This window comes from Hominisplanchenecus murintestinalis (genome assembly GCF_943193015.1).
GTDB lineage: Bacteria > Bacillota > Clostridia > Lachnospirales > Lachnospiraceae > Hominisplanchenecus_A > Hominisplanchenecus_A murintestinalis.
The window spans coordinates 75095-97352 of sequence record NZ_CALPCM010000010.1; the positions used below are offsets into that span (position 1 = coordinate 75095).

A 22258-nucleotide genomic window follows, 5' to 3' on the forward strand; every position below is an offset into this window, starting at 1 on the left:
TAATATTTTCTAAGGGAAGTAGTCAAACAATCAAATTTGTGATAGGATGTTTACGATTATACAGACACAAGATAAGCTTTGCTTTAGGAGAGGTAAGTAATATGCCGTGGGATATGACAGTTTATGGAACGGGGACAGATGTTTACCACATTGTACAGTGGTTTTTGATTTACAGTATCCTTGGGTGGTGCGTGGAGTCGATTTACATGTCGATTTGTGAAAAGCGGCTGGTGAACAGGGGATTTATTTTCGGACCTATTTGTCCGATTTATGGGTTTGGAGCGGTGGGGGCGTATCTTCTGCTCCGTCCTCTGGAGGGGAATTATGTAGGGTTGTACATATTGGGCAGCATAGGCGCTACGTTTTTTGAGTTTTTAGTTGCGAAGCTGATGATTCGCATCTTGGGGGCAGTCTGGTGGGATTACACAGAGAAGCCGTTTAATTACAAGGGAATCATCTGCCTGGAGAGTACTCTTGCGTGGGGGCTGTACACAATCTGCCTGTTTGGCTTTTTGCATAAAGGTGTGATGGCCTTTGCGGACACATATTCGTTTGATGTTGGATGTGTCCTGGCTGTGATTTTGATTGTATATTATTTTGTGGATTTTTCAGTACATATGTATAGAGCGAAGAAAGGGGTGCCTGTACAAAAGGGCATCCGTATTTCATAACGATGGTATAAACCGCTCCTTTGTCTACTATAATTTACATAGAAGACGGAATAGGAGCGGTTTTTTATGAAAAAATTTTTGGCAACATTACTTGCTGCGCTGATGTTTTTCCAGGGCGTCCTTCCGGTATGCGCGGAGGGAGAGAGCGTTGAGATTGAGTCGCCTTCCGCGATTCTGGTGGAGGCTTCGACAGGGACGGTGCTTTACGAGAAAGCGGCAGATGAGAAAAGAAGTCCTGCCAGCGTGACAAAAATCATGACGGCACTTTTGATTTTTGAAGCGATTGAAAGCGGCAAGATAAAGCTTACGGATGAGGCAGTTACGAGCGCCCACGCAAAGTCTATGGGAGGATCCCAGGTTTTTCTGGAAGAGGGAGAGAAGCAGACGGTAGAGACTCTGATTAAGTGCATTATGATTGCATCGGGGAATGATGCGGCAGTGACTATGGCAGAGCATATCAGCGGCACAGAACAGGAATTCGTAAACCTGATGAATCGGCGGGCGAAAGAGCTTGGTATGCTGAACACAAATTTTGTGGATTGCTGTGGGTTGACAGAGGATCCAAATCACTATACAACTGCAAGAGATATCGCTATTATGTCGCGGGAACTGGTTACACGTTTTCCGCAGATTTATGACTATACGACGGTATGGATGGAAGATATTACCCATGTGACAAGACAGGGGACGAAAGTCTTTGGTTTGACGAACACAAACAAGCTGCTGCGAAGCTATGAGGGCTGCAAAGGGCTGAAAACGGGAAGTACCAGTATTGCGAAATACTGCCTTTCAGCAACTGCTGTCCGAAATGGGATTGAACTAATTAGTGTTATTATGACTGCTCCAAATTCAAAAACCAGATTTGCGAATGCGGCAGCACTGCTGAACTATGGGTTTGGAAAATGCGTGCTTTATACAGATGAGAATAAGGACGTACTGCCGGAAATACGGGTGAAGAGGGGCGTGGAAAAGACAGTTCCATGCCGTTATGAGGGGGAATTTAATTATTTGGATACAGATGGGGCAGATCTCTCAGCGATAAAGAAAGAAATTGTGATGCAGGAGGAAATGGAAGCGCCTCTGTTAAATGGCGACAGTGCAGGGGAGGCACAATATTTTCTGAACGGTAAAAAAATCGGTGCGGTAAAACTTTTGGTAGACAAAGACGTAGAGAAAGCGGGATTTTTTGATTATCTGAAAGAAGCCTGGTATGCGTACCTGTGCTGAACAGGTGAATTGTATTTTGAGAGAGAGTATGCTATACTCGGGACATGAAAAAATTTAGAGTAACCAGATATCAAATACCAATTGATAAAAAGAAATACTGTCTCGAAGGGAAAATAAGGATTGTCCTGTTAAGCGATTTGCACAATGAGAGCTATGGAAAGAACAATGATGTTCTGATACAAGAAATTCATCGGCAGAAGCCGGATTTGATTGCTGCTGCCGGGGATATGCTTACTTCAGGGGAGCCGGAGGAAGAAGGCACGGCGTTGCGGCTTCTGCAGGTATTGGCAGAGAAATATCCGGTGTATTATGGGTATGGAAATCATGAACATCGTATGAAGCTGGACACAGACAGTTTCGGTTTGCGCTATGAACGTTATGCCGAAGCTGTCCGTGAAGCCGGCGTATTTTTATTGGAAAATGAATGTGTAGATACAACGGTGAAAAATGTGCCGCTGCGGATTTATGGCCTGCAGCTTCCCTGGAGATTTTACCGGCGGTTTTGTTTTGAAACTCTTTCTCTGGCAGAGCTGGAAACATATTTAGGGAAAGGGACACAGGAGAGGTATCAGATTCTGCTTGCCCACAACCCCATGTGTTTCGCTGCATATGAGGAATGGGGAGCAGACTTGACGCTGTCCGGGCACCTGCACGGAGGTTTCCTGCGGCTTCCGTTTTTGGGGGGGATCGTCAGCCCGCAGTGTGTGCCATTTCCGCGGTATGACAGAGGGATATTCGTGAAAAACGGGCACTATATGGCAGTTAGCGCGGGATTGGGTTCCCATTCAAGGATTCCCCGGATAGGAAATCCGACAGAGCTGGTAGTGGTGGACTTATTCCGGAAGAGATGTTGAATGAAACGATACAGCAGCCAGTATATTACATGGGTCTTGTAACCACATAGCAATGGCGGAACACGGTGTAATTTCGTGGATAAGCGGAACGCATGGCGGAGTAAATGTGAACAGTCAGCAACACATTAGCAACAAAAATTCCTGAAAATCCTCATAAAATTCCTGAAAAATTCAACAGGTTGCTTTCAGCAAAATCTTAATGAAATTTTAAGTAGGACAACGCACAATGCCATGTTATACTGGACAAAGAAACATGGCGGGGTGGCCGGGAGGCAGGCGCGTTGTCCTGGACGAATGCCAAATATTGTATAGATGGAGGAAGGCCATGAAAAGAAAGAAAGTGCAGATGATAATCGCAGGTGTGGTGCTGGTGGCCGTGATAGCGGGCGGCGTGTTTTTTACGGTGTTCAGAGAAGGAGACAGTTCAGGGGGGAATCCTGACAGTGCGGTTTATGTAGATTCCGTGGCGGAGCTTTGCGGGCTTGGCAGCGGGAATGGATTGACAGACAGGTTCGCGGGAGTTGTGGAGCCGCAAAAAACATGGGAAATAGAGCTTCCCTCTGATAAGAAAGTGGATGAAATCCTGGTTCAGGAAGGGGACGAAGTCAAGGCGGGAGATAAACTTTTTACATATAATACGGAAGAAATGGAAGAAAATCTGGCGCAGGCAGAGATTGATTTGGATCGTCTGGCAAACGAGATTGACCAGACGAAGGAGCAGATTGTTTCTCTGAAAAAAGAGAAAGCAAATGCATCTGCAGATTCCCAGCTCAGCTACACGACGCAGATTAATTCGGCGGAAAATGAAATAAAGAGAAAAGAGTACGAACAGAAAAGCAAGCAGATGGAAATTGGAAAACTAAAAAACAGCATTGCGAACGCTGAGGTAACGAGTGAGATAGATGGCGTGGTGAAATCAGTCAATTCTATCGAGAACCCGGAAGTGAATTCTATGACGGGAGAAGCGGAGCCTTTTATGACAGTGCTGGCAACCGGAAATTTCCGCATTAAAGGGACAGTCAATGAACAGAATATGTCGGCAGTCATAGAGGGGCAGCCGGTAATTATTCATTCAAGGGTAGATGACACGACTTGGAAAGGAACCATGACGGCTGTAGATTTGGAGAAGCCGGAGAAAAACGGAGGTATGATGTACGCCAGCTCGGATGGCGGTACGGAGAATTCCAGCAATTATCCTTTTTATGTAGAACTGGAAACGGCTGAAGGACTTATGCTCGGACAGCATGTGTATATGGAGATGGATCATGGACAGGATGAGCCGAAGGAAGGCATGTGGCTGGACAGTTACTATATTGTCCAGGAGGAGAATGACGCTTATGTATGGGCAGCTACGTCGAAGGATAAGATGGAAAAGCGCTCAGTGTCCCTGGGAGAGTTTGATGAGGAGCTTCAGAAATACCAGATTCTGGACGGTTTAGCAGAGGAGGATTACATCGCATTTCCGGATGAATCGATTCAGGAAGGAGACAATGCGGTGAAGAATATAGACCAGGCGCCTGAGATGGGAGACATGGGCGGCATGGGAAATAATGAAGTTCCAGAGTTTGACGCTGCCCCGGCAGGCAGAGGAAGTGATGAGCCGGTTGATGATGAAGATGAGCCGTCAGATGAAGAAATCTATGACGGTGATGCAGACTTAGGAGATCCGGGTGCATCTGGCGGTGTTGACGCGATTCAGGATGTAGAAACGATTGACGGCAGCGCCGTATTTGGAAATGGATTGGAGGAAGAATAGTGATACTAGAATTGAACCATATCTATAAAGATTATGTCCAGGGCAGTATGGTGGTTCCGGTATTAAAGGATGTGACGCTCCATGTGGAAGAAGGCGAATATGTGGCAATCATGGGGCCTTCCGGTTCCGGAAAATCTACGCTGATGAATATCGTGGGCTGCCTGGATTTACCCACAAAAGGAGAATATAAGCTGGACGGCGTAGACGTGCTGCTCCAGAAAGAAAATGAGCTGGCAGATATCCGGCTGAATAAAATCGGGTTTGTATTTCAGACTTTCCAGCTTCTGCCGAGGCAGACGGCGCTGGAGAACGTGGCATTACCTTTAATTTATGCAGGAATTTCCAAGAAGGAGCGGAACAGGCTCGCGGCGGAGGCGCTGGACAGAGTGGGTTTATCCGACCGTCTCTCGTTCGTCCCAAACCAGCTGTCAGGAGGGCAGAAACAGAGGGTGGCGATTGCCAGAGCCATGGTAAATAAACCGAAAATCCTGCTGGCGGACGAACCTACGGGAGCTTTGGATTCAAAATCGGGAAAACAAGTTATGGAGTTGTTTGCAAAGCTGAATGAAGAGGGAGTGACAGTCATTATGATTACGCATGACGGCGAGATTGCCCGTCATGCCGGAAGGACAGTGGATATTTTTGATGGAGAAATTTCTGAACGGACGCAAGAGGAGGTGACTCTATGAAAAGGAAAACACTTATAGCGGTCGGCGTAGGGGCGGCTGTCCTGGTAATCGGCGGTGGATATGGCGTTTACCATATCGTGAAGAGCAATGCGGATCCTGTGGAAGTTATTTCCGTATCCAGTCTGAATTCGGGCTGGTGGGGAGACGGGACTTCTACTTCCGGTATGATTACAGCAAATGCGAACCAGGAAGTTCATCTTACAGATGGGGAAGTTATTGATAAGGTGTATGTAAAAGAAGGGGACAAAGTAAAGATTGGCGATAAACTTCTCGCTTATGATACAACGCTGCTGGAACTTGATCTGGAATCGGAAAAGCTGGATCGGCAGTCTATTAAACTGAAGATCAAGGCAGCGCAGCAGGAGCTGGAGAAATTGAAAAAAATCACCCCGGTAGCGGATAATCAGTATGGCGATGCCTCAGGGAATCATGGGGTGGTTCTTGCAAAAACCAGGATGGTTATGACAGCAACGGAAAGTGAGTCAGTGCAGACAGAAACACCTGCGCCGGAGACACAGCCGCCATCGACAGAGCCTGTGCAGACAGAGACGCCTCCGCCGGAAACGTTTGCACCGGAAACACAGCCGGAAACACAGCCAAGCGGGGAAGTTCCAGGACCGGAGCAGGAGACAGAGAGTGAGAAATCTCCGCTTGGCCAGGTAAAAGCATATAAAAAGCTGAATTATGATTCCAAGCCTTATAAGGGCACGGGGACGAAAGATGACCCATATATATTTTTCTGTAAAGAGGGCACGACAATTTATGCGTCTTTTATGAATAAAATACTGGGCTTTAATGAACTGGGAACTTCACGAAAAAATGGAGGAATGAACGGAGACGGAGAAGGAAGTTATGCAATCCTTGAAATTCGGGAAGGTGATTCCGTGAACGGCGGGTTTGTGAAGTCTATCAGTATCAACGGTACGGTGAAAGCAGATAAACCTTATGCACCGGATATTACCTGGACATTCGGGAGCGACGGTGTGACGAAAAATGTGCCGCAGATAGACGAGCCGGAAACGGAAGAGCCTGATGACCCGGGCGATGATATATGGGGCGGGGATGATTTTGGCGATGACGTTTATACAGTGACAGAACTGAAGGAAGCCATTAAAGAAAAAGAAGATGAAATTAAAGATTTGAAGCTGGATTTGCGGGAAGCAAACATCCGGGTGAAGCAGGCGAAACGTAAGACGGATGCGGCAGTTGTGAAAGCGTCTATTAACGGCATTGTGAAGGCTGTGGGGGATCCGAAAGTGGGTGAAGTGGATGGAAAAGCTTTTATATCTGTCACCAGCAACGAAGGAATGTATGTGAGGGGGACGATTAACGAGCTGAAACTGGGCGAGGTAAAAGTCGGCACTACCATGACAGGGATGTCCTATGAGAGCGGTATGAGCTTTACTGCGGAAATCACGGAGATTTCAGAATATCCGGATACGGAAAATAATTATTATAACAGCGGTGAACCTACGGGATCCCAATATCCCTTTATGGCATATATCGAAGATTCCACGGGGCTCACGAATATGGAGTGGGTGGATCTGACCCTGGATGGGAATACCGGAGGGAATAGTTCTGCAATCTACCTGTACAAAGCTTATATCCGTTCAGAGAACGGGCAGAGTTATGTGTATAAGGCAGATGAAAACAACCGTCTGGTGAAGCAGTATGTAAAGACAGGAGCTACAGTTTATTCTACGAATATCGAAATAAAAAGCGGGCTGAGCCTGGAGGATAACATTGCGTTTCCGTATGGAAAGAACGTGACAGAAGGCGCAAAAGTAAAAATAGATGAAGACGAAGCCGGCGAAGTGCCGGAATAGGAGGTGGAAGCATGTTAGAAAATATACGGTTATCCTTACAGGGAGTGTGGTCGCACAAAATGCGTTCATTTCTGACGATGCTCGGTATCATTATCGGTATTGCCTCCATCATTTCTATTGTATCGACGATTCAGGGTACGAATGAGCAGATTAAAGAAAATCTCCTGGGAGCCGGAAATAATACGGTGAACGTGCGTATTTATCAGGGTGACTGGCCCTATGAATTCTATGATTATAGCCCCGCGCCACAGGGAATTCCGGTAATCAGTGAGGAAGTACGGCAGCAGATTGAAGATTTAGATGAGGTGGAAAGTGTAACGCTGTACAACAGCCGTGCTTATGCAGAAGGCGTCTTTTATCGGGATAAAGGGCTGAAGGGCGCAAATGTGCTGGGGGTAACTGAGAATTATTTTTCTACCTGTGGCTACATGGTACGTACAGGGCGGCAGTTCCTGGAAGAAGATTTTACGAACTTCCATAAGGTAGCGATTTTGGATCAGACAGCAGCGAGCAGTTTGTTTCAGGAAGAGAGCGCCCTGGGAAAAACAATTGAGATTAAAGGCGAGCCATTTACGGTTGTCGGGGTGGCGCAGAAGAAAGATGAGTTTGAACCAGTCATTAACAGCATGGAAGATTATGAGACATATATGGGAGAGCAGGCCAGCGGTATCGTGTATCTGCCTGCGTCTGCCTGGGGAATTGTCTACCAGTATGACGAGCCGCAGAATGTGGTCGTGAAAGCGACGAGCGTGGACGCTATGACGAAGGCGGGGAAAAAGACGGCGGATATCCTGAATCCGTACCTGTCTGTGTCAGATTCGGAGATTAAGTACAAGTCAAAGGACGTGCTGGAACAGGCGAAAGACCAGCAGGCGCTCAGTGAGGCGACAAATATTCAGCTCATTTGGATCGCCAGCATTTCTCTTTTAGTAGGAGGTATCGGCGTTATGAATATTATGCTGGTATCTGTTACAGAGCGAACCAGTGAGATTGGATTGAAAAAGGCAATCGGGGCGAAGAAGAAGAGGATCTTGGGGCAGTTCCTGACAGAAGCCGCGGTGTTGACCAGCATGGGAGGAATTGTTGGCGTGGCGGCAGGAATCGTCATGGCGGAAGTAATATCAAAAATGGCGGATATTCCGGTGGCGATTAGCATCCCGTCCATTATTGTGTCTGTGCTGTTCTCTATGTTGATTGGAATCATTTTCGGCCTGCTGCCATCTATAAAGGCAGCAAATCTGAACCCGATTGACGCCCTGCGTCACGAGTAAAAAGAACTTGCATTTTTTGAAAGGCTATGCTATAATGCAATCGCTGTTTATATGATGCGTGTTTTATGGCATACAGCGTAACTGTAGGGACTTACAGGGGTAGTCCGGGATATCTTGCTGTGGAAACAGGAGGAGCAGCATTGGCCGGAAACAGGTTTGTATACCGCAGAAAATAGGTTTTGCGGAGGAAATACAGATAAGCAGTTCACGAATAATAAAAATGAGGTGAAAATCATGAGAGAAGGAATCCATCCAGAGTACCATCAGGCAACCGTTACCTGCAACTGCGGAAATACATTTGTAACGGGTTCAACAAAGAAAGATATCCATGTGGAAATTTGTTCAAAATGTCATTCATTCTACACAGGACAGCAAAAGACGGCTGCGGCACGCGGACGTATCGACAAGTTCAACAGGAAGTATGGTATTACAAACAAATAGGATGTAAAGATAGGGTTGAGGTTGGAAAATCTCAGCCCATTTTACTATTTAAAGAAGGGACAGATGTATATGAAGTCATCCAATATTGGCGGCCAGGCAGTTATGGAAGGAGTCATGATGAAAAATGGCAGCCGATATGCGGTAGCCGTCCGCAAAGAGGACGGGGAAATTGTAGTCAAGACAGACAGCCATGAGGGTTTTATTAAAAACAAGAAGATACTTTCGCTGCCGATTATCCGCGGTGTATTCAATTTCGTAGATTCTCTGGTGTTAGGGATGAAAACATTGACTTATTCGGCGGGCTTTTTTATGGAAGAAGCAGAGGAGGAAAACCCGAAGCGGCGCGCGGTGAGCAAAGAGGAGCAGGAGAAAAGGGATTCCCTGATTATGGGAGTAACCGTGGTTCTATCTATCCTTCTGGCAGTAGGTCTCTTTATGGTACTGCCTTATTTCGTTTCCAATCTGTTTCGGCGGTTTACGGATTCCCAGATGCTTCTGGGACTTTTTGAAGGAGCGGTGCGTCTGTGCCTGTTTATTGGATACATTCTGCTGATTTCCAGAATGAAAGATATCCAGCGGGTGTTCCAGTATCATGGGGCAGAGCATAAATGTATAAACTGCATTGAGCATGGCTTGGATTTGAATGTGGAAAATGTTATGGAAAGCTCAAAGCAGCATAAACGCTGCGGCACAAGCTTTCTGCTTATCGTGATGCTAATCAGTGTGGTGCTGTTTTTGTTTATCCGCGTGGAGTCCCCACTGTGGAGAGTTATCGTACGTATTCTTCTGGTACCAGTGATTGCAGGGATTTCCTATGAATTTATTCGGCTGGCAGGGCGAAGCGAGAACCGTGTGGTGGAAATCTTGAGCAAGCCCGGGCTTTGGATGCAGAACCTGACGACGAAAGAACCGGACGAATCTATGATAGAAGTGGCGATTTGCTCGGTAGAGGCAGTATTTGACTGGAAGGCATATTTGACGGAGAATTTTGGGAAACACTATGAAGAAGAGAGAAACCATGACGCTTTGGGAAGCACTGAAAACCGGTGAGAAGTATCTGGAAGAGAGAGAAATTCCGGATGCGGCCCTGGATGCATGGTATCTCTTAGAGGATATATTAAAGAAAGAGCATGGGGAAAAGGTGAACCGTGCCTGGTTCCTGATGAACCGGCAGGAAGAGATAGGAGAGAGACTTCATACGGCGTATACACAGGAGCTGGAGCAGCGCGGGACTCATGTACCTTTGCAGTACATTACAGGGGAACAGGAATTCATGGGAATCCCTTTTTTTGTAAATAATAAAGTATTGATTCCCCGCCAGGATACGGAAATTCTGGTGGAGGAAGTGATGAAAGCAGCGCGTCCCGGCATGAAGCTGCTGGATATGTGTACAGGTTCAGGATGTATAGCCATCAGTCTTGTGAAGCTGGTTCCCGGTATGAAAGCGGTGGCAAGCGATTTGTCAGGAGAGGCACTGGAGACAGCCGGGGAAAATGCCCGGCGCCAGGAAGCAGAGATAACCTTTGTTCAAGGAAATCTGTTTGAATCGGTGAAAGGGCAGTTTGATATTATCGTGTCAAATCCGCCTTATATCCCTTCGGCGGAGATTGAAGAGCTGATGGAAGAAGTACGGCTGTTTGAGCCGAGAACAGCGCTCGACGGGCGGGAGGACGGGCTGTATTTTTACCGCAAAATAACAGAGGAGAGCTCTGGATATCTGAAAGAGGGAGGATGGCTGATGTTTGAAATCGGCTGCAGCCAGGGAGAACAGGTATCGGAGCTGATGAGAAATGCGGGATTCAGCCATGTGGCTGTCTGCAAAGACTTGGCGGGGCTTGACCGGGTGGTAAAAGGAAGGCTGGAGCGAAAACCATAAAGCAGCCCGGGATCAGCTGAATGATTGTGAAACCATAAGCAGGAGGAAGAGAAATGTTTGACAAATTAGAAGATTTATTGATTCGGTATGAGGAAATTATGAGCGAGCTGAGCGAGCCGGACGTTGCCAACAACCCGGAGCGTTTTCGTAAACTGATGAAAGAGCAGAGCAGCCTTACGCCGATTGTGGAGGCATATAAAGAATATAAACAGTGTAAACAGAACATCGAAGATTCCCTTGCCATGCTTGAAGAAGAGTCTGATGAGGAAATGCGTGAGATGGCGAAAGAAGAGCTGAATGATTCAAAAGCGAGAGTAGAGGAGCTGGAGAGCCAGATGAAGATTCTGCTGCTGCCGAAAGACCCGAATGATGACAAGAACGTAATCGTAGAAATACGTGCAGGTGCAGGCGGAGATGAGGCAGCGCTGTTCGCAGCAGAAATTTATCGTATGTACGTGCATTTTGCAGAAGATCACCGCTGGAAAGTGGAGCTGATGGAATGTGAGGAAATTGGTATCGGCGGTATGAAAAGCGTTACCTTTATGATAAACGGACAGGGGGCGTACTCGGTGATGAAGTATGAATCCGGCGTACACCGGGTACAGAGAGTACCTGAGACAGAGTCCGGAGGGCGTATCCATACGTCCACAATTACGGTGGCAGTTATGCCGGAGGCCGAGGAAGTAGACGTACAGATTGATGAGAAAGATGTGCGTATTGACGTAATGCGCGCGTCGGGAAACGGAGGCCAGTGTGTCAATACCACCGATTCAGCGGTCCGCCTGACCCATTATCCTACAGGTATCGTAATCTACAGCCAGACAGAAAAGTCACAGCTTCAGAATAAAGATAAAGCATTTGCACTGCTGCGCGCGAAGCTGTACGATATAGAATGCCAGAAGCAGCATGATGCAGAAGCAGAAGCAAGGCGCAGTCAGATTGGAACAGGAGACCGCTCCGAGAAAATCCGTACTTACAATTTTCCGCAAGGGCGCGTAACCGACCACCGCATCAATCTTACCCTGTATAAGCTGGACAAAATTATGAACGGGGATATTCAGGAGATTATCGATGCGCTGATAGCGGCAGACCAGAGCGCGAAGCTGGCGAAGATGAACGAAAACTGACAGCGTCCTATTTGCTGCATCCGGAAATACGGCGCAGACGGTTGTTTTTTTGTGGAACTGGAAGTATACTATAGAAGATATGCACAGAGGGCATATAATTCATAGGAAGGACAGTGCCGGGAAGTGCGGATTGGAGATTATTATGGGAAAATATTTTGGAACAGACGGATTTCGAGGAGAAGCAAATGTAAATCTGACGGTGGAACATGCCTTTAAGGTGGGGCGTTTCCTCGGATGGTATTACGGAAGGAACCACAAAGCCCAGATTGTAATTGGGAAGGATACACGAAGGAGCAGCTACATGTTTGAGTATTCCCTGGTGGCAGGGCTGACGGCTTCGGGCGCGGACGCGTATCTGCTGCATGTGACGACTACGCCCAGCGTTTCCTATGTGGTGCGTACCGAGGGATTTGACTGCGGAATCATGATTTCTGCGAGCCATAACCCATTTTATGACAACGGAATCAAGGTAATCAACGGGATGGGATATAAACTGGAAGCCGAAGTGGAGGCGAAGATTGAGGCATATTTGGATGGAGAGGTAGAAGAGCTGCCTCTGGCAACGGGAGGCGATATTGGGCGCACGATAGACTTTGTGGCTGGCAGAAACCGCTATATTGGTTATCTGATTTCCCTGGCTACACGTTCGTTTAAAAATATGAAAATCGGACTGGACTGCGCAAACGGAAGCGCATCGGCTATTGCTAAGAGTGTGTTTGATGCGCTTGGGGCAAGGACTTATGTGATCAGTAATGAGCCAAACGGTACGAATATCAATAAGGACTGCGGCTCGACTCATATTCAGATATTGCAGAAATATGTGAGGGATAATGGGCTGAACGTGGGATTTGCCTATGACGGGGATGCAGACCGCTGTATTGCTGTAGATGAAAACGGAAACGTGGTAAATGGGGATTTGATTCTGTATGTCTGCGGAAAGTATTTAAAGGAAGAGGGCAGACTAAACAATAATACGATTGTAACGACGGTAATGTCGAACCTGGGACTTTACAAAGCGTGCGACAAAGCAGGAATTTCGTATGAAAAGACTGCGGTTGGGGATAAATATGTGTATGAAAATATGATGAATAATGGGCACTGTCTTGGCGGCGAGCAGTCCGGGCATATTATTTTCAGCAAACATGCTACTACAGGAGACGGAATCCTTACGTCCCTGATGGTGATGGAAGCTATGCTGGAGTGTAAGCAGAGCCTGGCGGCGCTCACCTCAGAGGTGCGGATTTATCCACAGCTTCTGAAAAATGTCCGGGTAGCGGATAAGAAAACGGCCAGAGAAAATCCGACAGTTATAAAGGCTGTGGAGGCTGTGGCGGAAGCGCTGGGAGATGAGGGAAGGATCCTGGTGCGTGAGAGCGGGACGGAGCCGGTGATCCGCATTATGGTGGAGGCTTTGGATGATACGCTCTGTAAAAAATATGTGGAGCAGGTGGAAGATGTTATGAAGAAGGAGCAGCTTACCGTCTGAAGAAACGCGTATATATAGGGAAACGCTAATTAAAGCGTTTCCCGCACCGGATTTGCGCTGCGAAGCAGCAGTTTCCCCTGCAAATCCGTGTGCATCCGCCGGAGGCGCTAAGGAAATGCTGATTTAATCAGCGTTTCCATAGATATAGGAATGCAAATTTTGCATAGTGGAAGCGGCCTGCTCTGTGATATACGGAGACAGACCGCTTCCTAATACATCGTATCGAAGAGGAGACTTATGATTGAATTTAAAAGACCGGAATTAGAAGATAAGGAACTGATTGAGAGCTATCTGCACAGGCAGCATTCCAGAAGCTGCGAATTTACTTTTGCGAATACGTATCTTTGGTCACGGCATTATAGCGTGAAGTTTGCTATTATAGAGGATATGCTGGTGTACAAATCCGAAGGAGAAGAACCTGGCTTCACATTTCCGCTGGGCGACGAAAAGAACATTCAGCGGGCGATGGAGGCGATTGACGCCTGGTGTAAGGAACAGAGACTGGAATATCATTACCATCTGATTACGAAAGAGCAGTTTGAGATGATGGACAGGCTGTACCCCGGAGAGTATGAGATTGTATATAACAGAGATGCGGCAGATTATGTTTATGAGAGGGAAAAGTTGGCGAACCTTTCAGGGAAAAAGTATCACGGGAAGAAAAATCATGTGAATAAATTTCAGAAATTGTATCCTGACTGGAAATATGAGTCGATTACGGCTGAAAATAAAGAAGAGTGTTTTCAGATGGCGCTGCAGTGGAGAAAGAATAACGGATGTGAAGAGGATGAGGAAAAAAATGCAGAAATGTGCGTAACCTTGAATTACCTGCGGCTCTTTGAGGAACTGGGGATGCGGGGCGGCCTGCTGCGCGCCGAGGGCAGGGTTGTGGCATTTTCCATCGGGGAAGCGCTGAACGAGGATACGGTGGTGGTGCATGTAGAGAAAGCATTTGCAGATGTGCCGGGGGCGTATCCCATGATTAACCAGCAGTTTGTAATTCACGAGACGGAAGGGTTTACCTATATTAACCGGGAGGAAGATACCGGGGCAGAGGGGCTGCGTCGGGCGAAATTGTCTTATCATCCGGTATATATGGTTGAAAAGGGGACTGCGAGGAGGCAGAAAAAATGATTTCAGAAAAAATGGTATCTTATGTACAGGGCAGCTCGGCAATCCGGGCAATGTTTGAAGAGGGAAAGCGCCTGTCTGCTATTTATGGAGCGGAAAATGTGTATGATTTCAGCCTCGGCAATCCGAATCTGCCGGCTCCGAAGGAAGTGAAAGAGGCAGTGTACCGGATTTTGGAAGAAGAGGATTCGGTATTTGTTCATGGCTATATGAGCAACTCAGGGTATGAGGATGTGCGCGGGGCGGTGGCGGAATCTTTGAACAGGCGTTTTGGTACGGCGTTTCACGGAGAAAATATCGTGATGACCGTGGGAGCGGCGGGAGGCATGAATGTGATTATGAAAACTCTGCTGAACCCAGGAGAAGAGGTAGTGGTATTTGCGCCTTATTTTGGGGAGTATCGTGCATATGTCACGAATTATGACGGAGTATTGGTGACAGTGCCGCCGAATACAGAAGATTTCCAGCCGGATCTGGCTGAGTTTGAAAAGCGGATAACGCCGAAAACAAAGGCAGTCATTGTGAATACGCCGAACAATCCTACAGGAGTGATTTATTCGGAGGATACCATTAAAAGCCTGGCGGCGCTTATGCGAAAAAAGCAGCAGGAGTATGGGACAAGTATCTATCTGATATCGGACGAGCCTTACAGGGAGCTGGCTTATGACGGCAAGGAAGCGCCGTATCTGACAAAATATTATGAAAATACAATCGTAGGATACTCTTTCAGCAAATCCCTGTCGCTGCCCGGGGAACGCATCGGCTATCTGGTACTGCCGGATGAGCTGGATGACAGCGAGGACGTGCGTGCGGCGGCAAACGTGGCGACCAGAATTCTGGGCTATGTGAATGCCCCGTCCCTGTTTCAGCGTGTGATTGCACGCTGTCTGGAGGCCCAGGTGGATGTGGAATATTATGACAGGAACCGAAAAACACTGTACGAAGGGTTAAAGAACGTGGGGCTGGACTGCATGAAACCACAGGGAGCATTTTACTTGTTTGTAAAGTCTCCGCTGGAGGATGAAAAGGAATTCTGCGCGGCGGCAAAGAGGCATAATATCCTTCTGGTGCCGGGAAGCTCGTTTGACTGTCCGGGATATGTGCGGCTGGCGTACTGCGTCTCCTATGAGATGATTTGCAGATCGCTGCCGCATTTTGCAGAGCTGATGAAAGAAATCGGGGGAGGAAAAAAGAAGTGAAAGGCTGGGAGAAAAATATACGGAAAGTTGTTCCCTATGTGCCGGGAGAACAGCCCAAACAGCGGGGAATCATAAAACTGAATACGAATGAAAATCCATATCCGCCTGCGCCGGGAGTAACGGCGGCTTTGAAGGGGATGGATGCAGATATGCTGCGGCGCTATCCTGATCCAACATCGGAAGTTTTGGTGAAGGAGCTGGCGGCTTACTATCATCTGGAGCCGGAACAGGTTTTTGTGGGAGTGGGTTCAGACGATGTGCTGGCAATGTGTTTTTTGACTTTTTTTAATTCGCAAAAACCGATTCTGTTCCCGGACATTACATATTCTTTTTACGATGTGTGGGCAGAAATGCTCAGGATTCCTTATGAGAGATGCGCGCTGGATGAAGAGTTCAGAATCGTGAAAGAGGATTATTATAAGGCAAATGGCGGCGTGATTTTTCCAAATCCAAATGCGCCAACAGGAGTGTGTCAGGATTTAGCGGCGGTGGAGGACATCGTTGCCCACAACCGGGACGTGGTGGTAATTGTGGATGAAGCGTATATTGACTTTGGCGGAAAATCTGCGTTGGAACTGATTGATAGATATGATAATCTTCTGGTGGTACAGACCTTTTCAAAATCCCGCTCACTGGCTGGCATGAGGGTAGGGTATGCTATGGGAAATAAAATTCTCATAAAATATCTAAATGACGTAAAGTATTCTTTTAATTCCTATACAATGAATGCTCCGACGCTGGCAGCGGCAGTAGAAGCGGTAAAGGCAGAAGAATATTTTAAGGAAACTAAGGGAAAAATTGTTGCAACCAGGGAGAGGGTAAAGGTGGAGCTTGGGAAGCTGGGCTTCCGCTTCCAGGATTCCCAAGCGAATTTCCTGTTTATCACCCATCCTCAGTTCTCCGCAAGGGAGATTTTCGAGGCGTTGAAAATCAAGAAGATTTATGTGCGCTATTTTAATAAGCCCAGAATTGACAATTATCTGCGGGTAACGATTGGAACGGATGAAGAGATGGATGAGCTGATAAGCTTTCTGAAAAAGTTTATGGGAAAGTAGGAAAGACAGATGGAGGCATATACGGGATTTGCGGAAGTATACGACACATTTATGGATAACGTACCGTATGAAAAGTGGGCGGAGTATGTCGTGGGATTGCTTAAAAAGTATGGCATTGAGGATGGGCTGGTGCTTGACCTGGGGTGCGGCACCGGGAGCCTGACGGAGCTGCTGGCTGCAAAGGGATATGATATGACAGGCGTGGATTTTTCGGAGGAAATGCTGGAGATTGCTATGGAAAAGAAGCGGCAGAGCGGCTATGATATTCTATATCTGCTTCAGGATATGCGGGAGTTTGAACTCTATGGTACGATGAGGGCAGTGGTGAGCATCTGTGATTCCATGAATTATCTTATGTCAGAGGAAGAGCTGCTGGAGGTGTTCCGGCTGGTAAACAATTACCTGGACCCCGGAGGAATTTTTATCTTTGATATGAATACTCCATATAAATATCGGGAGCTGGGGGAGGATACAATCGCTGAGAACCGGGAGGAATGCAGCTTTATCTGGGAAAATACCTGGTATGAGGAAGAACAGGCGAATGAATATGATTTAACAATATTTCAGAGAGAAGAAAACGGGCTGTTTCGGAAGTATACGGAGACTCATCTGCAAAAGGCTTACGAAATAGAAACAATTAGGCGGCTGCTTGAGGCGGCGGGCATGGAATTTATAGCGGTTTATGATGCGTTTACAGAGGAAGCGCCGAGAGAGGACAGTGAACGTGTTTATTTTCTTGCCAGAGAGAAAGGAAAGTGAGAGATATGTCGGATTATATTGTAAGGGCTACGGCCGCTGACAGCCAAATCCGTGCGTTTGCGGCAACTACACGGGAGATGACAGAGTTTGCCAGAGGAACGCACAATACCAGTCCTGTAGCGACGGCGGCTCTGGGACGGCTGCTGACAGCCGGGGCGATGATGGGCGTGATGATGAAGGGAGAGAAAGATATCCTGACTCTTCAGATAAAAGGCAGGGGGCCAATCGGCGGTATTACGGTGACGGCTGACAGCCAGGGGAATGTAAAAGGGTACGTGAATAATCCGGAAGTGCTTCTCCATGCGAATGCAGCGGGGAAGCTGGACGTTGCAGGGGCGGTAGGCCCCGGGATGCTCAGCGTGATTAAGGACATGGGGTTAAAAGAGCCATATGTCGGGCAGACGGTGCTTCAGACAAGTGAGATTGCGGAGGACTTGACGTACTATTTTGCCACTTCGGAGCAGGTGCCCTCTTCGGTAGGGCTTGGAGTACTCATGAATCATGACAATACGGTGAAACAGGCAGGCGGCTTTATTATACAGCTTATGCCGTTCACAGATGAAAAAGTTATTGACGCACTGGAGAAAAAGCTGGCGGATATTACTTCTGTCACGTCCATGCTGGATGAGGGAATGACGCCGGAGCAGATTTTAGGGCGGCTTCTGGGGGATTTCGGACTGGAAATCATGGACAGGATGCCCACACAGTTTGCGTGTAACTGCAGTAGGGAGCGGGTGGAAAAAGCGCTGATAAGCATCGGAAAGAAGGATTTGCGTGAAATGATTGCCGAAGGAAAAACGGTGAGCCTGAACTGCCATTTCTGCGGCGCGGACTATGCATTTGATGTGGAAGATTTGGAAAAGCTATTAAGACAAAGCAGGTAAGGAGCAGACGGATATGTTTGACGGATTTATCAAAACGGCGGCTGTAACGCCGAAAATTAAAGTTGCAGACTGCATCCACAATGCGGCTGCCATTTGTAACGGAATCGATGAGGCTGTAGCTGCCGGGGCGAAGTTGATTGTATTTCCGGAGCTGTGCATGACAGGGTATACTTGTGAGGATTTGTTCTGGCAGGAGACGCTGCTCGACGGGGCTCGGCAGGGGCTGCATCAGGTGGTTTTTCATTCCAGGGGAAAGGACGCCCTGATATTCGTAGGGCTTCCCTGGGAAAAGGATGGGAAGCTGTATAATGCGGCTGCGGCCGTGTGCAGCGGGCGTCTGCTGGGGATTATCCCTAAGTCCTGCCTTCCAAATTATAATGAATTTTATGAGGCGAGGCACTTTGAGCCGGGATGCCGGAAGGTGGAATGGGTGGACTACGAAGGGAGCCCGGTGCCGTTTGGCATGAACCAGCTTTTCGTATGCAAGGAGATGGAGGGCCTGTGTGTGGCGGCAGAAATCTGTGAGGATTTGTGGGTGCCGCAGCCTCCAAGCATTCATCATGCGCTGGCGGGGGCGACAGTGATTGTTAACCTTTCAGCCAGTGACGAGGCTACCGGAAAAGATAAATACCGGGAATCCCTGGTAACAGGGCAGTCGGCGCGTCTAATTAGCGGGTACATTTATGCCAGTGCGGGAGAAGGGGAATCTTCCACGGATTTGGTATTTGGCGGGCACAGCCTGATTGCGGAAAACGGGATTTTGCTGAAAGAATCCAGGCGGTTTATGAATGAGACGATTTATGGCGATATAGATATCCGGCGGCTTGTTTCAGAGCGCAGGCGGATGACAACGTTTCAGCAGCAGGGGCAGGAAGAGTATGAGAAAGTTCCTTTTCACCTGGAGCTGACGCCGACAGAGCTGACGCGTTTTATCGATCCCATGCCGTTTGTACCGGACAGCCCGGGAGACAGGGAGAAGCGGTGCGAGGAAATACTGATGATGCAGGCGCTGGGACTGAAAAAGCGTTTGGAGCATACAGGATGCGCCAGTGCAGTCGTAGGTATTTCTGGCGGGCTGGATTCTACCCTGGCGCTTCTGGTAATGGCAAAGGCATTTGACATGCTGGGGCTTTCCAGACAGGATATTACAGCAGTGACTATGCCCTGTTTTGGAACGACAGACCGTACCTATACAAACGCCTGCGAATTGACGCGGACACTGGGAGCTTCTCTTCGGGAAGTAGACATCCGGAAAGCGGTAACCCTGCATTTCCAGGATATCGGCCATGATGCGGAAAACCATGATGTGACCTATGAGAACGGACAGGCGAGAGAACGGACGCAGGTGCTGATGGATATCGCGAACCAGACAGGCGGGCTGGTAGTGGGTACGGGAGATATGTCGGAACTGGCGCTTGGATGGGCGACCTATAATGGTGACCATATGTCTATGTATGGCGTGAACGCCTCTGTGCCAAAAACTCTGGTGCGTCATCTTGTGCGTTACTATGCGGATACCTGCGGGGATGAAAAGTTGAAAGATATCCTGCTGGATGTGCTCGACACTCCGGTAAGCCCGGAGCTGTTGCCGCCAAAAGACGGGGAGATTTCCCAGAAAACTGAAGATTTGGTAGGGCCGTATGAGCTGCATGACTTTTTCCTGTACTATGTGCTGCGTTTCGGTTTCCTTCCCCGAAAGATTTACCGTCTGGCTAAGCTGGCCTTTGCAGGAAGCTATGAGAAAGAGACGATTCTGAAATGGCTGAGGAAATTTTACTGGAGATTCTTTTCCCAGCAGTTTAAGCGCTCATGCCTGCCGGACGGGCCGAAGGTCGGTTCCGTAGCGGTTTCACCGAGGGGAGATTTGCGGATGCCCAGCGATGCGTGCGTGAGGCTGTGGCAGAGGGATTTGGACGAGGTGGAGTAGAGGGGTAAAATAGAGCAGGATTGTATGATAAACATAGATTTGTTATGGTCCCGGTTTACGCAAAATTTAAGAAAACAAATCTTGACAAGTTTATTTGAAAGTGTCATGGAAAATATATGAACTTTTCAAGGTACTATAGCGGGGCTTTTGACCCCAATATCTTTTATATGGAAGTATTGGAAAAAGACTTTCAGCAGAGGATATGGAAGGCACTCTTATGTGCATGGTAAACGTAGATGTTATCGCAAGAATATGGAGATGATGACGTTTGGTGGGGAAAAGGAAGCAATAGATTGGCAAAAATAAATTGTTGTCAATTATATTGACACATATTATAATAGAGGTAAAGAAAAAGAAGGAGCGTCATTATGGAGAAAGCTTTTGAGGAACTGCAAATAAAAGATGATTTCATGTTCAGTGTTATCATGAGAAATCCAAAATTTTGAAAACCTTTTTTAGAACGGATACTTGGCATCAAGATATCCCACATTGAATATCCGAAATCGCAGGAGACAATAGATATTTCTGCAGATGCGAAAAGTGTACGTTTGGATATCTATGTAGAAGATGGGAAAGAAACCGTTTACAATATTGAAATGCAGACCACAGAGAATAGAAATCTTCCCAAACGAACAAGATATTATCAAGGAATGATAGACTTGAATATCTTGGAAAAAGGGGATAATTACAAAGAATTGAAACGCAGTTTTGTTATTTTTGTATGTACCTTTGATTTGTTTGGCGAAGGGCGACACATCTATACCTTTGAAAATCGCTGTATTCAAAATCCAGAGTTGGGTCTTGGAGACGATACAACGAAGATTATTTTAAATACGAAGGGTACAATGAACGATGTGACACCGGAAATCAAAAAGCTGCTTAACTTTATTGACGGTAAGGAGCCGGAGGATGACTTTACCAGAGAATTAGATGAGGCGGTGCAGTCCGTCAGAAAAAATGAGAAATGGAGGTTGGATTATATGACTTTGCAGATGAATTATCAGGAAAAATATGAGCAGGGTATTGAGCATGAGAAAGAGAAAACGGCAAGGCGTTTAATTGAATTGGGAAGATTCTCAATTGAGGAGATTGCAGATGTGACGGAATTGTCGGTTGAAAAAGTAAAAGAGATTGCTGAATTGCAACCAGTTTAATGTTTGTTGCTTAAGCAGAAATTAGGTTTTCAATGCTTCTATTTTGCTTCTAAAATTTTTAGATGTCTTCAAATAATAGAAATAATATGCGAAATAGGTGGGTTAAAAAGTATGAAATAGACACAAAAGTATCTTAAAATCATATAGATGAGACGAGTTCGAATAAACAAAAATGCTTAGTAAATCCAGTGTTTATGTGGGTTTGCGGGCTTTGGAAAGGTCTTTTGATAACAAATTTATAACAGTTGTTTGAGTACGATTATTCTTACTGTCAAGTGGTTTGTTGGTGGGAGAATGATTAAGAAGTGGTTTGGACGGCTGAAATAAATCCATATTATAACGCCCTTAGCTGTGGGTAGGAACTCATGGCTAAGGGCGTTTTTTGTCGTGCTTGTCAATCGGTTTTTAGTTTGTCCTTGAACGCTTCGACTAAGGCGTCGCTCAATTCATCAGAGGGAGATTTCGCCCAATGCTGCGTGGTGTCAAACTTCGGATAATTGTACCGCCACTGGTCGTAATCTTCCCTGCTGATTTCTTCGGCAGAGAGCTTTGTAGCCTGTTCCTGCCAAGCGCAGAGCATTTTCAGCAGTTCGGCGGCATCCTTACTTTTGTCTTTGTTGACCTTTAAGCAGACTTCTCCGTCTGCTTCAGTGATGGTAAGACCGTAAATGTCCTCAAGGACAAATAAGGTGTGCATAAGTCCGACGTAGCTGTCAATGTCGGGTATGTCCAGAGCCTGCGGCGCAACGTTCAGAGCCTGCGCCAGTGCAGCCGTCAAGTCTGCCTTTGGCTTGCGTGAGCCAGTTTCGTACTGTGCCAGACGCACGTCTGCGCTCCGTTCGGGAAACCCGACAAGCATACCAAGATATTTCTGTGTCATGCCCCGCATGATGCGGAAAAAATGTATTCTTTCGCCAATTGCCAT

The 22258-nt window shown here is 47.1% G+C and carries 20 protein-coding genes; 19 read left to right on the forward strand and 1 reads right to left on the reverse strand.

The window, feature by feature from the left end:
- Window positions 1-101: 101 nt before the first annotated feature.
- The 19 genes from NFR99_RS05930 to NFR99_RS06020 all read left to right on the forward strand — a co-directional run bounded on the left by NFR99_RS05930 (window position 102) and on the right by NFR99_RS06020 (window position 21333).
- Entirely contained in the window at window positions 102-671 is a 570-nt protein-coding gene (locus NFR99_RS05930) for a putative ABC transporter permease (protein ID WP_251353192.1), read from the forward strand.
- A gap of 66 nt (window positions 672-737) precedes the next feature.
- The gene (locus NFR99_RS05935; protein ID WP_135976505.1) at window positions 738-1898 is read left to right on the forward strand and encodes a D-alanyl-D-alanine carboxypeptidase family protein; all 1161 of its coding nucleotides are present in this window, start codon (window positions 738-740) and stop codon (window positions 1896-1898) included.
- A gap of 44 nt (window positions 1899-1942) precedes the next feature.
- Window positions 1943-2752, forward strand: a complete 810-nt coding sequence (locus tag NFR99_RS05940; protein ID WP_135976504.1) for a metallophosphoesterase — start codon at window positions 1943-1945, stop codon at window positions 2750-2752.
- A gap of 325 nt (window positions 2753-3077) precedes the next feature.
- Complete coding sequence (locus NFR99_RS05945; RefSeq protein ID WP_251353193.1) at window positions 3078-4508, forward strand: efflux RND transporter periplasmic adaptor subunit; 1431 nt, start codon at window positions 3078-3080, stop codon at window positions 4506-4508.
- Complete coding sequence (locus NFR99_RS05950; protein ID WP_135976502.1) at window positions 4508-5197, forward strand: ABC transporter ATP-binding protein; 690 nt, start codon at window positions 4508-4510, stop codon at window positions 5195-5197. The genes NFR99_RS05945 and NFR99_RS05950 overlap by 1 nt, the downstream gene beginning before the upstream one ends.
- Complete coding sequence (locus NFR99_RS05955; protein WP_251353194.1) at window positions 5194-7023, forward strand: biotin/lipoyl-binding protein; 1830 nt, start codon at window positions 5194-5196, stop codon at window positions 7021-7023. Before NFR99_RS05950 ends, NFR99_RS05955 begins: the two co-directional genes overlap by 4 nt.
- An 11-nt stretch (window positions 7024-7034) precedes the next feature.
- Window positions 7035-8294 carry an ABC transporter permease gene (locus NFR99_RS05960; protein WP_251353195.1) on the forward strand — a complete coding sequence of 420 codons (1260 nt, stop codon included), beginning with the start codon at window positions 7035-7037 and terminating at the stop codon, window positions 8292-8294.
- A gap of 234 nt (window positions 8295-8528) precedes the next feature.
- Window positions 8529-8735: a 50S ribosomal protein L31 gene (gene rpmE, locus NFR99_RS05965; protein WP_120483586.1), complete on the forward strand. Its 207-nt coding sequence runs from the start codon at window positions 8529-8531 to the stop codon at window positions 8733-8735.
- Window positions 8736-8804: 69 nt separating this feature from the next.
- Window positions 8805-9785 carry a DUF1385 domain-containing protein gene (locus NFR99_RS05970; protein WP_251353200.1) on the forward strand — a complete coding sequence of 327 codons (981 nt, stop codon included), beginning with the start codon at window positions 8805-8807 and terminating at the stop codon, window positions 9783-9785.
- Complete coding sequence (gene prmC, locus NFR99_RS05975; protein WP_120483534.1) at window positions 9754-10611, forward strand: peptide chain release factor N(5)-glutamine methyltransferase; 858 nt, start codon at window positions 9754-9756, stop codon at window positions 10609-10611. The genes NFR99_RS05970 and prmC overlap by 32 nt, the downstream gene beginning before the upstream one ends.
- Before the next feature lie 53 nt (window positions 10612-10664).
- On the forward strand, window positions 10665-11738 hold the full coding sequence (prfA, locus tag NFR99_RS05980; RefSeq protein ID WP_120483531.1) for a peptide chain release factor 1: 1074 nt from the start codon (window positions 10665-10667) through the stop codon (window positions 11736-11738).
- A 142-nt stretch (window positions 11739-11880) separates the two neighbouring features.
- Window positions 11881-13224 (forward strand): phosphoglucosamine mutase, encoded by a 1344-nt coding sequence (gene glmM / locus NFR99_RS05985; RefSeq protein WP_120483529.1) that lies wholly within the window; start codon window positions 11881-11883, stop codon window positions 13222-13224.
- 237 nt (window positions 13225-13461) lie between these two features.
- Window positions 13462-14358, forward strand: coding sequence for a DUF2156 domain-containing protein (locus tag NFR99_RS05990; protein ID WP_251353196.1), 897 nt, complete (start codon window positions 13462-13464; stop codon window positions 14356-14358).
- Window positions 14355-15554 (forward strand): pyridoxal phosphate-dependent aminotransferase, encoded by a 1200-nt coding sequence (locus NFR99_RS05995; RefSeq protein ID WP_120483512.1) that lies wholly within the window; start codon window positions 14355-14357, stop codon window positions 15552-15554. Before NFR99_RS05990 ends, NFR99_RS05995 begins: the two co-directional genes overlap by 4 nt.
- Window positions 15551-16609: a histidinol-phosphate transaminase gene (gene hisC / locus NFR99_RS06000; protein ID WP_120483510.1), complete on the forward strand. Its 1059-nt coding sequence runs from the start codon at window positions 15551-15553 to the stop codon at window positions 16607-16609. Before NFR99_RS05995 ends, hisC begins: the two co-directional genes overlap by 4 nt.
- 9 nt (window positions 16610-16618) lie before the next feature.
- The gene (locus tag NFR99_RS06005) at window positions 16619-17368 is read left to right on the forward strand and encodes a class I SAM-dependent DNA methyltransferase (protein ID WP_251353197.1); all 750 of its coding nucleotides are present in this window, start codon (window positions 16619-16621) and stop codon (window positions 17366-17368) included.
- 5 nt (window positions 17369-17373) lie between these two features.
- Window positions 17374-18252 carry an Hsp33 family molecular chaperone HslO gene (hslO, locus tag NFR99_RS06010; protein ID WP_120483506.1) on the forward strand — a complete coding sequence of 293 codons (879 nt, stop codon included), beginning with the start codon at window positions 17374-17376 and terminating at the stop codon, window positions 18250-18252.
- 13 nt (window positions 18253-18265) lie between these two features.
- Window positions 18266-20179 (forward strand): NAD(+) synthase, encoded by a 1914-nt coding sequence (locus NFR99_RS06015; protein ID WP_251353198.1) that lies wholly within the window; start codon window positions 18266-18268, stop codon window positions 20177-20179.
- A gap of 464 nt (window positions 20180-20643) precedes the next feature.
- Window positions 20644-21333, forward strand: a complete 690-nt coding sequence (locus tag NFR99_RS06020; RefSeq protein ID WP_277613452.1) for an Rpn family recombination-promoting nuclease/putative transposase — start codon at window positions 20644-20646, stop codon at window positions 21331-21333.
- A gap of 394 nt (window positions 21334-21727) precedes the next feature.
- Here the strand turns inward: NFR99_RS06020 and NFR99_RS06025 are convergent.
- A partial coding sequence (locus tag NFR99_RS06025; RefSeq protein ID WP_251353199.1) for a helix-turn-helix domain-containing protein occupies window positions 21728-22258 on the reverse strand: 531 nt, incomplete at its 5' end.